Here is a 15,952-nt window from a genome sequence, read left to right as displayed (position 1 = left end):
GGAGAGTGATGAATCGCAATTTAAGAACGCGTCTGGTGTCAATTTGTGCGCTTGCTTCTATGACGTTCTTAGCAGCATGTTCCAGTTCTGATGACAAGGGTGTCGCTGGTGGCGCTTCGGGAGATGCAGGCATCGTCGCCATCAAGGACTTGGATGTGGCGGGTGTGGCGCAGAAGGGACCGTTTATTAAGGGATCCACTGTGACTGTGCAGGGCATGGACTGCAAAACACTCAAGCTTACAGACGAATTCTTTGAAGAAACTGTCAAGAGTGACAAGGGCGAATTTACTTTTGACGATGTGACGCTTTCCTCTACATGCGCATTGTTTGAAGTGACGGGCTATTACCTAAACGAAGTGACTGGCGAAAAGTCTTCAGAAAAGTTGACGTTGCGTACGCTGACAAATCTCAAGGATCGTAATAGCGTGAACGTTAACGTCCTCACAAGTTTGGAATATGGGCGCGTGATGAACCTTGCGGCTGGCAAAGAAATGTCTTTTGCCGATGTGAAAAAACAAGCCGAAAAAGAAGTGCTTGCTGCGTTTAATATCGAGGGGGAATCCTCAAAGTTTGAAGACCTGAACATCTTTGAGAAGGGTGACGACAATGCTGCTCTCTTGGCGGTAAGCGTGATGATGCTGGCGAACGCTGGCGATGCAAATATTGCAGAACGTCTGGATGAATACTCTGCTACAATTGCAAAGAACGGCTCGCTTGATGAGGGCTCAAAAGCGGAAATGGTGGATTGGGCTACTTCTGCTGCGGCAAATGGAACGCTTGACTCTATTCGCAAAAACATCGAAAGCTGGGGCTACGTTGATGAAGTTCCTGCATTTGAATCGATTATTTCTGCTGTTAAGAGTTCTAGTGATGATTCGACTGGCTCATCAACCGGGGCTAGTGACAGTACAAGGGACTCTTACTTGAATCCCAAAATCAAATACGATTCTATTGTCGACTCCCGTGATGGACAAGTTTATAAAACGGTGAAAATTGGAAATCAATTGTGGATGGCGCAGAATTTGAACTATGCCGACAGCGTTAAAACGCCGAGTTTAAAAGGTAAAAGTTGGTGCTACAAGGATTCTTCGGAATATTGCGATAAGTACGGCCGACTTTACACATGGACGGCGGCGATGGACTCGGTTGCCTTGGCTACGGATTCATTGAATCCAAGAGATTGCGGCGTTCATGCGGATAATTCGTATTGCCGTTTGGGAGATGATGTTTTTCAAGGTATTTGCCCCGATGGTTGGCATTTGCCTCGCAAGGAAGAATGGGAAATCTTGATTGCCGAAACGGGTGATTCATCATCTGCTGGGAAAGCGCTTAAGGCGACGAGTGGATGGAATGACTTTAAAGACGAAAGTGGAAATGGCGATGATGTTTATGGATTCTCGGCATTACCTTCTGGTCGCTGGGTTGCGTATAACAAAGACTTTTTTGATGGGGGTGATTATGCTTTCTTTTGGAGTTCTTACTTTGTTGGTACTACTAGTGCTTATGGTATGGGACTTCATCGTACAACGGATGAGGCTCTCATGGGTGGTGATAATGTTATTGGAGGTCAAGCTGTTCGCTGCATTAAAGGGGCTGCGTCGATTAGTGCAGGAACGTTGACTGACGAACGTGATGGTCAAACTTACAAAACTTTGAAAATCGGTAATCAGATTTGGATGGCAGAAAACTTGAATTACGCTTATAAATCGTCGGATGGTTTGGATTCCTCTAGCTTCTGTTACAATGATTCTCTTGAATATTGCGAAAAGTATGGCCGTTTGTATACTTGGGCCGCTGCGGTTGATAGTCTTGCCTTGTTCAGCCAAAACTGCATGGGGTGTGGTTACGAATCGTCGTATTCATCCTTTAATAATGTTGTGAGAGGCGTTTGCCCTGATGGATGGCATCTCCCGACATCGACAGAATGGGGAACATTATATGAATCTGTGGGTGAGATTCCGTCTGTGATTCAAGCTAAAGGGTATGAAAAATGGTCCAATGCTACGAACATTTATAGTTTTTCGGCAATTCCTGCAGGCAACCGTTATGTTGGCAATTACCAAAGTCTTGATGTTGCTGCTGCATTTTGGAGCTCGACAGAAGAGTCGTTGGGCAATCCGGTTGGCAATGTTACAAAGAATTCATACGCATTTACAGTTACATCTGATGAAGTAAATCAGAAGAACGCTTTTTACAAACACTATGCACTGAGTGTTCGTTGCGTCAAGGACTAGGGTTGAACAAATAAGTTAATTTTTGAATAAGGATAAGTGAATATGATGTTGAATCGAATTTTACCAATTTTTACGCTTGGAGTATTGTTCTGGGGCTGTACTGGCGATAATGTCGCGGGAGGCTCTTCGGGTGATGCAGGAGTTGTCGCGGTCAAGGACTGGGAAGTGGCGGGTGTTTCGCAGAAGGGTCCGTTTGTCACGGGCTCTGCGGTGACCGTGCAGGAACTGGATGGCATTACGCTCAAGCAGACGGGCAAGAGCTTCAAGGGCTCTATCAAGAGCGATAAGGGTGATTTTGCCATCAAGGATATCAATCTTGAATCGCAGTACGCGATTCTTGAAGCATCGGGCTATTACCGCGATGAAATCACCGGCAAGAAATCTTCGGGTACGGTGACGCTCCGTGCACTGACAGATTTGAGCAACCGCAAAACGGTGAACATTAACTTGCTCACGCACCTGGAATACGAGCGCGTGATGTACCTCGTGACCGAGAAGAAAAAGTCCATTGCCGAAGCGAAGGAACAGGCCGAAAAGGAAGTGCTCGCGACGTTCGGAATCGAGGGCGACTTTGCAGAATCCGAAGACTTGAACATCTTTGAGTCGGGCGACGGGAACGCAGCACTCCTTGCCATCAGCGTGCTCATGCAGAGTGATGTCGATGTGGCGGGGCTTACCGAACGCATGGGCAAGTTCAGCATTGCGCTTGCGGAAGGCGGCAGCTGGGATGATGCCGATGCCAAAACCGCAATTGCGGATTGGGCTTGCGATGTAGACCTTAAGGGAACTCTTGCGAATGTGCGCAAAAATGTTGAGGGCTGGAAATATGCGGATTCCGTGCCTTTATTCGAAAAGTACGTGACGGACTTCTGGTGGGATAATTACGGTCTCGGTGTTTGCAACGCAAAACGCGAAAACGAAACCAAGCGTAATGTGAACAAGCTGAGCAAACTGTACAACGAATACTTCGTGTGCGAAAAAGGACGGTGGGTGATTCCGGAAGAAGAAACTGCCAAATCGTCATCTAGCAAAAAGGGCGTGTCCTCTTCCAGCGTCACGCCGCAGTCGAGTAGTTCTTCGAAGGGCCTTGAGCCTGTCGAAGGGTCTAGCGGCAAGGAAAAATCTTCCTCCAGCATTGCTTCGTCGAGTTCTTCTGAGGCGAAGTCCTCGAGTTCCTACGTGAATCCGTTCAGTTCTTCTTCCCGCCCGGTCACGTACGATTCCATCCCGGAATTGCCGAAAGAGGTTTCTTTCTTGGAACGGTTCTTTGACGAATACAGGGGATACCTGGAATTCGAGGGCAGTAGCCAGAAGGATTGGTTTGTGGTAAAGAAAAATACCGGGGTTTACTCTAGTAATCAAGATTCCCTGCTTGCAGTCTTGGCGGATACCCTTGCTTTAAGAGGGTTTGCGTATAAGGGCAAAGTGGCGTGTGATTCTGTAAATACTGTAGACACTGTCTATGAGGATTCGGCGTATGTTTATGAGAGAAAGTTGAATGGCCTGGTATATAAGGTGTCCATTACAAAATGGTGGGAACGCAACATGTTTTTGGGCACTCATTTGTACGATTTAAAAATCGTTATCCTTGAAGATGGTGCTGAAGAAATTCCGAGCGTAAACCGTAACTCGCTCCGGTTTGAAACGGAATTACCCGAAGAGGTTCGCTTCCTTGACGGATATGGAAGCAATATGCAGCATGGGGCTTGGAATGATGATTCCCTGACGTCGGTTTGGACCATAGGGCATGATATGTCGCCATCGTGTAAAGATGTTGTTGGCTGCGATTCCTTGGGAAGGGCTGAAGTGGAAGCGCGTGCGGATTCTATTAGGCAGGTCTTTGCGGATAACGGCTTTGCCCTTGTGGGGGAGGATAGCGTGCCAGTGTATCATAATTATCGTGGTATTTGGGGTACGCAATCGGCTGATGGTTTGTACCACCGGACTATTTATGAGAAAGAAACGGAGAAGGCCAAGTATAGCGTGTATACTTACGGGGCTGTTAGTGCTAGGGGAGATTTTACCGTTTGGTATATCTGCGTGCTCGAATTCGAGGTCCACGTCTACTACAAGAGCAAGCCTGAATAAATAACTGTTAGAAGAGAGAGCAGCCTCCGCCTAGAATGGCGGAGGCATTTCTTCTTTTTATAGTGTTTCCATCCAGCGGGACATAAATACATTATAGACGCTGTAGGATTTGCCGCTTAAATCGCTTTGTTCTAGCAATAGTTCTTTTTCGACAAGGGTTGAAAGAATCTTTTTAGCGGTGGCACTGCTTCCTATGCCATATTTCATCAAGAAGGCGCTTGCTGTTGGTTGCTTTACGGAGCCTTCCTTGGCAACGGCGATAAGGTATTTCCACTGTTTGTCGGTAATCAGGTTGCGGCGTTCAATGAAGTTTGGGACTTCAAATCGTAAAATGCTGGATATAGTTTTTTTGACATCTTCTAGTGATATATTTTTTGAAGATTCTGCAAATACTCTATTGCATACAAACTGAGTGTAATAGGTATGCCGCTTTGTCCAATCTAATATAAAATCAACTGCATCTTCGTCAATGTTTTTTTCTGCTCTTTGAAATAGATGTGTAATAAACTCCTTATACTTCTCAGAATCGATACGGTCGATGTGAATTGTTCTGGAGCTTTCGTAAAAGGGCTTCTTTGCGTTGGTAAACATGTCTGCCATCAAATGCTTTTTGCTACCGCAGAAAATGAATTTTACATGATGCATTTGCTGAGTGTATGTTCGTAGTAAGGCTTCGGTAATTTTTTCTTTGAATTCTCTGATTTGTTGAAATTCGTCGATGGCGAGGATAATTTGTTTTTCTTGTTTTTCGAGAAAGTCGAAAATTGATTTTAAAGTCAGCTTTTTTTGTTCATCTAGTTGGAAGGTGAATGTAACTTGAGGGCTGCCTGACATGGAGTCATAACTAAGAAGCGGTCGAACGTTCTTGAGCGCAATGAAGAATTTTTTTATCAGTGACTCGTTTGCTATGGAGCTGACGATGGCTTCAGACAAGATTTTGATAAAATCGTCTAGACTTTGCGCCAAAAAAATGTCGGCGTAAATGCAAGTGTAATGTTTTTCCTTGAGGTCCTCGAATGTTCTGAAAATGAGACCCGTCTTGCCGTAGCGTCTTGGAGAAATTAATGTGACGTTTGAACCATTGGTTAAAAAGGAGATAATGTCCTTGAGTTCTTGTTCTCGATCGCAGAAATTCTCTTTTGTTGTGTAAGGCTCTAGAGAGAACGGGTTTTCCATAATAACCTCAATTAACTTTTAGTAATATACCAAAAGTTAATTGGAAAGTCAATAGGTTGAATATTGTATTCCTGGAATACGGACTTTGTGTTCTGAATTGCTGAAAATTATGTAATTTCTGTAAATATGGTAAAATTTGGCTAAAAACGCTATTTTTGTATTCCGAAAACTGCGGAAATGTCTATATTTGTACACATGAAGGAGATTGTAGAATACACAGACTACCGCAAGTTCATCCAGGATTACTACGATGAACGCAAGCGCAGCTCGGCTTTTACGTGGCGCGAGTTTGCCCGCGATGCGGGATTTTCGTCGGCTGTGTATTTGAAGTACGTTTGCGAGGGCAAAAAGAATCTGAGTGTAGGGTCGGCAGGGTCCGTTGCTGCGGCGATGGGGCTTGCCGGGTTCGAACAGACGTACTTTGTTCTGATGGTTTCGTATGCGCATGCGAAAGATGACAAGGCGAGACGAGCCGCGTTCGAAGAACGCTGTGCGCTCGCGCATGCCCACAAGGTGCGTGTGCTCGGGAACGAGGAATTCGATTATTTCAAGTCGTGGAAAAATCCGGTGCTGCGCGAAATTGCTCCGCATATGCCTGGTGCCAAGCCTCTTGAAATGGCTCGCAAGTGCAAGCCGCAGATTTCTGCGGCGGAGGTCTCCGAGACGCTTGACTTTTTGGTACGCGCTAAGCTCTTGAAGAAGGACAAGAGCGGAAACTACGAACAGACGGACAAGTCGTTATCGATGGGGTCGGTCGATGCAGTGCCTGTGGCGGCTCGCGATATGCAACGTGAAATGGGGGAATTTGCGGTGAAGGCTTTGGACTTGCCGCTTTCGGAACGTGACATGTCGGGGCTTACCATGGGGCTTACGCGCCGTGCATACGAAAAAATCAGGAAAGAAATCGCGGATTTTCGCCGTCGTATTGTGGCGATTGCGAGTGAGGACGATGAGACAGAACAGGTGTACCGCCTGAATTTGCAGTTGTTCCCGCTGAGCGAACGAATTGATAATCGCTCTGACCGCAACGAAAATGCGGAAGTGGTTTCGGAATCAAATAAAAATGTTAGGAATGAGGAGAAGGTTTAATATGAATAGGTGGTTGGTTAAGAAATGGTTCCAAATTGCAGAAACCCTGATTGTCGGGGCTATGCTTTGGGCATGTTCTGATGACAAGGGCGTCGCTGGCGGCACTACGGAAGATGCTGGAATCATCGCCGAGTTGAACGTGGCAGGCGTTGCCCAGAAAGGGCCGTTTGTCAAGGGTTCTGTAGTGAGTGTGCAAGGTATTAATTGCAGAACATTCGAGCTTACGGGCGAATTTTATGAAACCACTGTCAAGAGTAATGGTGGCGACTATGAAATCGATAATATTAACTTGTCCTCGGTATGTGCCGTGTTCGAGGTCTCTGGTTATTATTTGAGTGAGCTTACTGGCACGGAATCTTCCGAAAAGCTGACTCTCCGTGCGGTGACGAATCTCAAGAATCGAGATCGCGTGAATATCAACGTGCTCACTCATTTGGAATACGAACGCGTGAAGTACTTGGTTATCGTGAACAAGATGTCTTTGGCTGACGCGAAAAAACAGGCTGAAAAAGAAATATTTGCTGTATTCAATATCAAGGGTGATTTTGCCGAACCCGAAGACTTGAACATCTTTGAAGCGGGTGATGGCAATGCGGCTTTGTTGGCTATAAGTGTGATGATGCAGGCGGAATTTGAAGACACGACTCTTGAAGAACATTTTGAAAGATTCAATGAATTTTTTGCAAAGAATGGTGTATGGTACGATTCCTATGCAAAACTTGAAATTGCGAAATGGGCTCAAAAAGCCGCTGCCGATGGTAAACTCGATTCGATTCGAAAGAATATTGAAAGTTGGGGCTTTGCAAGTGAAATACCTTCATTTGAAACATACGTAAAGAACTTTGGTGAAACGGCGCTTGTTAAGTATCCTTCAGTAAATTATAGTGGTTTCTATATTGACTGGAGTATTCCTAAGGAGGCGTACTTAAATCCTGAAATAAAGTATGACTCCATTGTGGATAGCCGTGACGGACAAGTTTACAAGACGGTGACGATTGGCTCTCAGGTATGGATGGCTCAAAATCTGAACTATGCCGATAGTGTGAAAACTCCGAGTCTTTTGAAACGTAGCTGGTGTTTTGCATACAAATCCGAAAACTGTGATGTCGCAGGACGTTTGTACACATGGGCTGCTATTATTGATTCGGTGAAGCTTGCAACAGATTCCGAAAAGCCTCAGAAATGTGGCTTTGGGGAATCTTGTGTGTTTACGGAAAAGATGCGTGGCATTTGTCCTGAAGGTTGGCATTTGCCGGATACGACCGAGTGGAAAACCCTGATTTCTTTTGCTGGTGGTGATGATATTGCCGGAGAAAGACTGGAATCGCATATTGGAATGTATGAAGATTCTGGTACTGATGATTTTGGTTTCTCGGCGTTCCCTGCTGGCGAAAAGTATCGAGATCAATCTTTCTTTGAAGATAGCCGAGATGTTCATTTTTGGACAGCTTCTGAAGAATCGAAAGATGATCGTACTTCTTGTTCCGCAGACTTCTTTTATGCTTCTGTTTGGTTTTCCTGTGGCTTTAAGGACAATGGCCATTCTGTTCGTTGCGTTAGGGATGAACCTGCTGCGGTGTCGTTGTCGAGCTCTTCGAATAATGCTGTATTGAGCAGCAGTAGCAGCGATGAAGCGTATGTGTCTCCACGTGACATTAATTGGAGCATTCCTAAAGAAGATCACTTGAATCCGAACATTAAATATGATTCTATTGTGGATAAACGAGACGGACAAGTTTACAAGACCGTCAAAATCGGCACTCAAGTTTGGATGGCGCAGAACTTGAATTATGCTGATAGTGTAAATACCCCGAGCCTTTTGAAGAGAAACTGGTGCTACGGCGATAAATCTGAAAATTGTGAATTTGGTGGACGACTTTATACTTGGGCTGCTGCGGTTGATTCTATAAAGCTCGCGAACGATGCCGAAAATCCGCAATTCTGTGGATACCTAACGAATTGTAGTTTCCCCGCGAAGTATCAAGGCATTTGCCCTGAAGGTTGGCATTTGCCAGATACAACGGAATGGCGTACATTGATTTTCCAAGTTTCAAATGATGCGAGTGTAGCTGGCTATAAGCTCGCTTCTCGTGTCGGTTGGTTTGAAGAAGCTAACGGCACCGATGATTATGGATTTTCAGCGTATCCTGTTGGGGATAAGTATCGTGATTATGATTTTTCAGAATTTGCTCCTGATAATCGGACTGCCTTTTTCTGGAGCATTACTGAGAATACGCGTGACAAACAGTTGGGTTATTCGTTCAGAATTTTTTATGGTGGTACCGGTTACACGGGTGACTTCAAGGATAGCGGGTTTTCAATCCGTTGCATAAAGAATTAGTAAGTAGTGGTTGGTCAATGGTCATTAGATGGAAATGCGTATGAAATGGAATAAACTGTTTACTCTTATATTCGTCTCCCTGTTCTGGGCGTGCTCCGACGGCGACAAGAGTGCTGGTGGCACCACGGAAGATGCGGGAATCATCGCGGACTTGAACGTGGCTGGCGTAACGCAGAAAGGTCCGTTTGCAAAGGGTTCCGCCGTGACGGTGCAGGGTATTGATTGCAAGACGATGCAATTCACGGGCGAACGATTCGAAAGTACGGTCAAGAGTGACAAGGGCGACTATGATGTTTCAGGTATAAACTTGTCTTCGCCATGTGCCGTGTTTGAAGTTTCCGGATACTACCTCAACGAAGTTACAGGAGTGAAATCTGCGGATAAGATAACACTCCGAACAATTACAAATCTCAAAGACCGCAAGAACGTAAACGTCAACGTGCTCACGAGTTTGGAGTATGGCCGCGTGATGAACCTTGCAGCTGATAAAGAAATGTCTTTTGCTGAAGCTAAAAAACAGGCTGAAAAAGAAGTGCTTAAAGCATTCAGTATTGAAACATCGGGCGAAGTTCCTGAATTTGAAAACTTGAACATCTTTGATGCGGGCGATGGAAATGCGGCACTCCTTGCTGTGAGTGTGTTAATGCAAGTCTCGGATAGTTCCAACAGGAATGTGGATGTTTCTGAACGCATGGAACGTTTAAGTTCTGCTATTGCAGAAAATGGGACGTGGAATGATGACTTGAAATTGGAAATGTCGAACTTGGCGACGAATGCCTTGTCGAGTGGTCAAATGGATTTGGTTCGTAAAAACCTTGAAAGCTTGGGTTATGCAAATGAGCTTCCCCAGTTCGAAAAATATGTGATACATTTTGTGGAGTACGTTTCGAATATGGCTTCGGCTGAAGCTAGTAAAATTGATTGGAGTATTCCTAAAGAAACTCATTTTAATTCAGATATCGGTTACGATTCCATTATCGATAGTCGAGATGGACAAGTTTATAAAATTGTGAAAATCGGTAATCAAATTTGGATGGCCGAAAACTTGAATTACGCAGATAGTATTGCAACGCCTAGTCTTTTGAAGAAAAGCTGGTGTCATAATGACAAGCCGGAACGCTGTGCCATCGCTGGGCGACTTTATACATGGGCTGCTGCCATAGATTCTGTAAAATTGTTGAATGATGCGGAACATGGACAACTGTGTGGTTACTTGAGAAGTTGCAATTTCCCTGAAAAATTGCAAGGGATTTGTCCTGAAGGATTCCATTTGCCTGATACAACGGAATGGAGGACTTTGGTTTCTACGGTTGCAGATGATCCGAACGTAGCGGGATTTGCACTTTCTTCCAAAATTGGGTGGCATGAAAATTCGACAGGCACTGATAATTATGGTTTTTCGATGTTCCCTGTTGGAGAAAGGGCTCCCAATTATGATTTATATGAGCCTGATGAAATCAATGAAAGTGGTGATAACGGTACGGCCTTTTTTTGGAGTGTTTCTGAAGATTCAAATGATAAGCGGCTTGCGTATGCTGTTGTATCCTTTGGGGGATCTGTTTGGTTTGGAAATCATTTTAAAGACACTGGATATCCTGTTCGCTGTATTAAGGATTAAATTTAAGGAATGGTAAAAATATGAGATTGATTTTTGTAACTACATTGGCTCTATTTGCTGCTCAGGCATTTGCCGCAAACGGCACCATGAAGGGTGACGGCTCTGCCGAAAAACCTTTCCAGATTGAGGATTACGAAGACCTCAAGGCGATTGGCAAGGGCTCTTACCTCTATTCGTCAAATTATATCGTGACGAAGGATATCGATGCATCCGCTTCGAAGAAAGATAATTGCTATAAAGATGGCGACTGTTATGGTTTTAGGACAATTGGGAAAAATAAAGATGCCGTAGATAGTACGGTTTTTTGGGGTAGTATAGATGGGGGTGGCCATACCATCAAGAATCTGCACATTAACAATGGATACGCCAGTGGGGCCGGTTTTATTAAAACACTAATTGGTTCTGTGGTCAACTTAAATTTCGATAGCTTGGATGTATCAGGTGATATTCGTGATGCCGGAGGTGTTGCCGCTGCACTTGTCGGAACGATTAGAAATGTCCATGTTACAAATGGAAATATCAAGGGCTCCGATCGTGTTGGTGGTATAGTTGGCAAAGCGATCAATGGTAAAGGATATGCTCCGGTTGAAGGGTACGAAGATATGGTACCCGTCTTAAGAAATGTTTCGTTCCAAGGCAAGGTTAGTGGACACCAGCAAGTTGGTGGCGTTGCTGGTATAATTGGAGTTGACGTTGATAGCCTTGTGGCGGATGTAGACATATCCTTAATCGACAAATCTTCGGAAGTTGGAGGAATTGCCGGATATAACTATGGAAGTATCCGAAATAGTCATTCTAGCGGTAAAGTGACTGTTACGGGGCGTGATGTGCATGGCGTTGGCGGCCTTGTTGGAGAAAATTCTAAGGGCTCCATTAGTCAATGTTATTCCTCAATGAACGTTGAAGGTGCTAGATCTGTAGGTGGCTTGGTTGGTTATAATGATGGGATTATTTTTGCTTCGTATGCTCTTGGATCTGTGGAGATGTATGAACATGATTCTGGTGATGATTACCTTACGGCAGCGAATGAAGCTGGAGGTTTAGTGGGTTGCAATCACGGGAAAATTTATGTGTCTTACGCTCTTGGTTCTGTAATTGGTAGTGAAGATGTTGGCGGCCTTGTTGGGGGTAATGATTATGGGGAAATATATTCGTCATACGCTCAAGGGCGAGTGACCGGTCGTAGAAATGTTGGAGGTCTTGTTGGTTCAAATGGTGGTGTAATCGCAACGAGCTATGCCGCTAATACTGTTGAAGAGGATACTTCGAGTTCGTATAACAAAATATTTGGTGGGTTTGTCGGATTGAATGAAAAATCTGTTGTGAATTCTTATTGGGATGCTGAATTGTCTAAACTCGACACGAGTGCTGGCGGCACAGGGATGAGTACGCAAAAAATGATGACGATGTCTTCTTTTGCAGGCTGGGATACTTTGGGCTATTGGATGTATGATCGTTGCGAGGAAGGACAATGTGAAATAAAAAATTGGGATGATGGATGTTATTGCAAAAAGGCTTTTGTCAAATTTTGGGCGATAGATGAGGGCAAATCCTATCCCTACCTCAATAAAAATTTGGATTTGATTGATTATCAATGGTCTGAGTATTTAAGGTCTGTAGATAATCCAGAGCAGCCTCCCGTTCGCATTCAGAATCAAACGCTTGCCAAATCACGTTCCTTCGGTGCAAAGTTTGATGGTGGACTCGTTGCTCTTCGCTTTGAAATCCCTACAGCTGGTGCCGTGAAGTTCTCGCTTGTGGACATGCAAGGACGTGTTGTGAAATCGGCGGACTTGGGTCATCGTGCGACTGGCTCGCATTTCGAAACGCTCAATGTCGAAAATATTGCTCGTGGCCGCTATGTCGGGGTGCTGCGAGTGAACGGCAAGTCGAACGGAAATGTGGTGCTCCAAAAGTAGAAACGTAGGAAGTGCCTAGGCAATAAAAAGACGAGAATGTAAAACGAAGGAATGTTGAATATGTGTGATATTTTATTTGCAAAATGGATTAAGCTCTTTGCTGTTCCTTCATTTGCTTTTTTGTTCTGGGCTTGTTCCGATGGCGATAAAACTGCAGGCGGCACTACAGAAGATGCGGGAATTATCGCGGATTTGAACGTAGCGGGCGTTGCACAAAAAGGACCATTTATTAAAGGTTCTGCCGTGACTGTGCAGGGGATTGACTGCAAGACGATGGAACTGACAGGCGAACGTTTCGAAAGTACGGTCAAGAGTGACAAGGGCGACTATGATGTTTCAAGTATAAACTTATCTTCGCCATGTGCCGTTTTTGAAGTTTCCGGTTATTACCTCAACGAAGTTACAGGAGCGAAATCTGCGGATGTGGTAACGCTCCAAGCGATTACAAATCTTAAAGACCGCAAGAACGTGAACGTTAATGTGCTTACGAGTTTGGAGTACGGTCGCGTGAAAGTTCTAGCTACAGAAATGTCTTTTGCTGAAGCTAAAAAACAGGCCGAAAAAGAAGTCCTCATGTCGTTCGGTATGGCAGGAGCGATGGATGAAAATCTCAAATTCGAAGACTTGAATATCTTTGATGCTGGCAACGAAAATGCGGCACTTTTGGCGGTGGGTGTTCTCTTGCAAGGCGATGGAGATGTGGGCGTGCTTGCAAAACGCTTGGAAAAGTTTGCCGATGACATTGTTCAAGACGGCGAATGGAATGATAGCCAAACGAAAACTGAAATTGCTGAATGGGCTGTTGCTGCAACGGCAAATGGCAAGCTCGATACGATTCGCAAGAACATTGAAAGCTGGGGATACACCGATGAAGTCCCAACATTCGAAATGTTTGTAGATGCTTTGATGGCTTCGTCATCTTCGACAACGCATGGTTCATCTTCGTCATCCAACGGAGGCGAAGGGTCTGGCAACAGTCTTTATGAGGCTCCTTGCAAGACTGATGGCGTTGATACGTGCGAGTATAGCGAACTGACGGATGAACGTGATGCTCAAATTTACAAGACTGTTAAAATCGGCAATCAAGTTTGGATGGCCGAAAACTTGAACTACAAAACAGAAAATAGCTATTGCTACAATGATTCTACGACATATTGCGATATGTATGGCCGCCTCTACACATGGGATGTGGCGATGGAAATTTGTCCTTCTGGTTGGCATTTGCCCGATACAACTGATTGGAAGATTTTGGTTGAAGCTGTGGGCGGTTGGAATGAGGCGGGTAAAATTCTCAAGTCAAAAACTGGATGGATATCTTTTGAAAATGGTGATAATTATGGCTTCTCGCTGCTTCCTGGCGGATTCAGGCATGGTGGCGGAACCTTTAATCTCAAGGGATATACGGCCTATCTTTGGGTAGCCTCGGAAAATCCAGATACGACTTCTTACGCACGTAGTATTGTTGCCGAGTATGCGGCTATAGATTCATTTAGCGATGCACTTAAGGATAATGCGTATTCCGTGCGTTGCATCAAGGATTCAAAATAAAGTTGAGTGAGGAATGGTATGAATTTTAAAAATGTTGTTCGTGTTTTGCTGGCTATGCTTGCGGTGCCTGCATTTGCTGCAAATGGCACCATGAAGGGCGACGGCTCTGCGGAAAATCCCTTCCAGATTGAGGATTACGAAGACCTCAAGGCGATTGGAAAAGGCTCTTACCTCTATTCGTCCAATTACATCTTGACGAAGGATATTGATGCTTCGGCATCGAAGAGTGAAAACTGCAATGGCGATGTATGCAAGGGCTTTACGCCGATTGGTCGTAACAAGGATGCTGCGGGGAACATTCTTTTTGACGGAACCTTTGATGGACAAAATCATACAATCAGCAACTTGGATATTCGCGATACAGTACGTGGTGATTCTTTAGGGCTTTTCTCAAGTGTAAGAGCGGTAATCTCCAATTTAAAAATCGATAAGCTCACAGTGTTTGGAAATGGAATGCGGGTTGGTGGTTTGGCTGGTGCTGCATGTGGAACAGTAAATAATGTTCATGTGACGAATGGTTTTGTTCAAGGTGGTCGTGATGTGGGCGGTCTTGTTGGTGCATATAGGTTTGATGATTACGGTTTAACATTTCAAGACGTGTCATATCAAGGTGATGTTACAGGGGGTGTGTATGTAGGTGGAATTGTTTCTAATATTGATGTAGGTTCGATTGTTAATGCCTCTGTTGATGTAAATATTGTTGCGAGTGATAATGCCGGAGGTATTGTTGGATATATGGAGCGTGGGGAAGTGATCAACAGTCGTTCTAGCGGAACAATTACGCCAATGTGTTCTAGATGGACTACTTCAAAGATGGAGTCGTTTGGAGGTGTTATCGGTGAATTTTATGGTTATGATGGATTTTTTTATAAAAAATGTATTAATTGTGTTTCATCGATGGACATTTTGAAACCTGTTTGCTCTAGAATGGATGTTTCGGAAATTGAAGTGGAATCGGTGGGTGGCATTGTCGGCGAAAATATTCATGGTGTAGTTTTTCTCTCCCATGCTACGGGAAATATAGAGGGCGATGAAGATGTCGGAGGAATCGTTGGCCGTAATAATGGTAAAATCATTTATTCTTATGCAAATGGGAGTGTTAAGGGTGTTGAATCTGTAGGTGGTGCCGTTGGATTTAATGCGGGCGATGTTCAGAATATTTACGCTCAAGGTTCCGTGGAAGGGGTAAAAAATGTTGGTGGCCTTGTCGGTCTAAATGGCGGGATGATACATGGAAGCATTTTGAATAGCTACGCGGCAACGACAATCAAAGGAAATGAAGATGTCGGAGGCCTAGTTGGAAAAAATGAAGAATTAGTTGAGAATTCTTACTGGGACATGGAAATTTCTGGATTAAGTGTCGGCAGTGCAGGCAAAGGGCTCTCCACTAGCGAAATGATGACGAAGTCTTCTTTTGTAGATTGGGATACTGTTGGGTATTATGCGTATGCACCATGCGAAAAGAAAAGCTGTGAAGCGGTAAACCTCTATACATTAGAAGAATGCTTGTGCAAAACGGATAAATTTATAAATGTATGGGCGTTTGACGAAGGAAAATCTTACCCGTATTTTAACGAAAACGTAAATTTTGAAGATTTCTTTATATATGTCTCTGAAGAAAGTGTGGCTGTTCGTAGAAAAACTGTTGCTAAAACGCAAACGTTCGGAGCCAAGTTCCAAGGCCAGCTTGTTTCCCTCCGCTTTGAAATCCCGACTGCGGGTGTTGTGAAGTTCTCGCTCGTCGATATGCAGGGGCGTGTTGTGAAATCAGCGGAATTGGGACAACGTGCCGCGGGTGCGTATTCCGAAACGATCGATGCTGCGGAAATTGCTCGTGGTCGTTACATTGGAATTTTGCATAGTGCAGGCAAGGTCTTTGAAAAGACAACGCTTTATAAACATTAATGCTTTTATAAGATGAAATGAGAAGGAATGGTAA

Annotated in this window: 9 protein-coding genes; 8 read left to right on the top strand and 1 reads right to left on the bottom strand. The window is 44.5% G+C overall.

What is annotated here, in order from left to right; all coding sequences use genetic code 11:
- The first annotated feature begins 8 nt into the window (after nt 1-8).
- Both B9Y77_RS13945 and B9Y77_RS13940 read left to right on the top strand, forming a co-directional pair.
- The gene (locus tag B9Y77_RS13945) at nt 9-2,234 is read left to right on the top strand and encodes a fibrobacter succinogenes major paralogous domain-containing protein (protein ID WP_176221779.1); all 2,226 of its coding nucleotides are present in this window, start codon (nt 9-11) and stop codon (nt 2,232-2,234) included.
- 42 nt (nt 2,235-2,276) lie between these two features.
- Complete coding sequence (locus tag B9Y77_RS13940) at nt 2,277-4,322, top strand: hypothetical protein (RefSeq protein ID WP_139829332.1); 2,046 nt, start codon at nt 2,277-2,279, stop codon at nt 4,320-4,322.
- Between the two features lie 57 nt (nt 4,323-4,379).
- Here the strand turns inward: B9Y77_RS13940 and B9Y77_RS13935 are convergent, their stop codons facing one another.
- On the bottom strand, nt 4,380-5,498 hold the full coding sequence (locus B9Y77_RS13935) for an AAA family ATPase (protein WP_085492082.1): 1,119 nt from the start codon (nt 5,496-5,498) through the stop codon (nt 4,380-4,382).
- A gap of 195 nt (nt 5,499-5,693) precedes the next feature.
- Here B9Y77_RS13935 and B9Y77_RS13930 point away from each other — a divergent pair, with 195 nt between their 5' ends.
- Genes B9Y77_RS13930 through B9Y77_RS13905 form a run of 6 tightly spaced genes read left to right on the top strand, consistent with a single transcriptional unit; the run spans nt 5,694 to nt 15,918 of the window.
- Entirely contained in the window at nt 5,694-6,587 is an 894-nt protein-coding gene (locus B9Y77_RS13930) for a TIGR02147 family protein (RefSeq protein ID WP_254900054.1), read from the top strand.
- A gap of 1 nt (nt 6,588) precedes the next feature.
- Nucleotides 6,589-8,928 carry a fibrobacter succinogenes major paralogous domain-containing protein gene (locus B9Y77_RS13925; RefSeq protein WP_085492081.1) on the top strand — a complete coding sequence of 780 codons (2,340 nt, stop codon included), beginning with the start codon at nt 6,589-6,591 and terminating at the stop codon, nt 8,926-8,928.
- A gap of 40 nt (nt 8,929-8,968) precedes the next feature.
- Nucleotides 8,969-10,546: a fibrobacter succinogenes major paralogous domain-containing protein gene (locus B9Y77_RS13920; RefSeq protein ID WP_139829331.1), complete on the top strand. Its 1,578-nt coding sequence runs from the start codon at nt 8,969-8,971 to the stop codon at nt 10,544-10,546.
- Between the two features lie 20 nt (nt 10,547-10,566).
- Nucleotides 10,567-12,465 (top strand): GLUG motif-containing protein, encoded by a 1,899-nt coding sequence (locus tag B9Y77_RS13915; protein ID WP_085492079.1) that lies wholly within the window; start codon nt 10,567-10,569, stop codon nt 12,463-12,465.
- A 60-nt stretch (nt 12,466-12,525) separates the two neighbouring features.
- Nucleotides 12,526-14,013 (top strand): fibrobacter succinogenes major paralogous domain-containing protein, encoded by a 1,488-nt coding sequence (locus tag B9Y77_RS13910; protein WP_176221778.1) that lies wholly within the window; start codon nt 12,526-12,528, stop codon nt 14,011-14,013.
- Between the two features lie 18 nt (nt 14,014-14,031).
- Nucleotides 14,032-15,918: a hypothetical protein gene (locus tag B9Y77_RS13905; RefSeq protein WP_085492077.1), complete on the top strand. Its 1,887-nt coding sequence runs from the start codon at nt 14,032-14,034 to the stop codon at nt 15,916-15,918.
- Nucleotides 15,919-15,952 lie beyond the last annotated feature (34 nt).

Source organism: Fibrobacter sp. UWB13 (assembly GCF_900177805.1).
Classification (GTDB): Bacteria; Fibrobacterota; Fibrobacteria; order Fibrobacterales; family Fibrobacteraceae; genus Fibrobacter.
Note: the sequence above shows the minus strand (reverse complement) of the source record. Positions and strands in the feature narration are given on the sequence as shown.

Coding starts and splice junctions, on each gene's coding strand:
- B9Y77_RS13945 (WP_176221779.1), top strand. CDS start 9: ATGAATCGCAATTTAAGAACGCGTCTGGTGTCAATTTGTGCGCTTGCT.
- B9Y77_RS13940 (WP_139829332.1), top strand. CDS start 2,277: ATGATGTTGAATCGAATTTTACCAATTTTTACGCTTGGAGTATTGTTC.
- B9Y77_RS13935 (WP_085492082.1), bottom strand. CDS start 5,498: ATGGAAAACCCGTTCTCTCTAGAGCCTTACACAACAAAAGAGAATTTC.
- B9Y77_RS13930 (WP_254900054.1), top strand. CDS start 5,694: ATGAAGGAGATTGTAGAATACACAGACTACCGCAAGTTCATCCAGGAT.
- B9Y77_RS13925 (WP_085492081.1), top strand. CDS start 6,589: ATGAATAGGTGGTTGGTTAAGAAATGGTTCCAAATTGCAGAAACCCTG.
- B9Y77_RS13920 (WP_139829331.1), top strand. CDS start 8,969: ATGAAATGGAATAAACTGTTTACTCTTATATTCGTCTCCCTGTTCTGG.
- B9Y77_RS13915 (WP_085492079.1), top strand. CDS start 10,567: ATGAGATTGATTTTTGTAACTACATTGGCTCTATTTGCTGCTCAGGCA.
- B9Y77_RS13910 (WP_176221778.1), top strand. CDS start 12,526: ATGTGTGATATTTTATTTGCAAAATGGATTAAGCTCTTTGCTGTTCCT.
- B9Y77_RS13905 (WP_085492077.1), top strand. CDS start 14,032: ATGAATTTTAAAAATGTTGTTCGTGTTTTGCTGGCTATGCTTGCGGTG.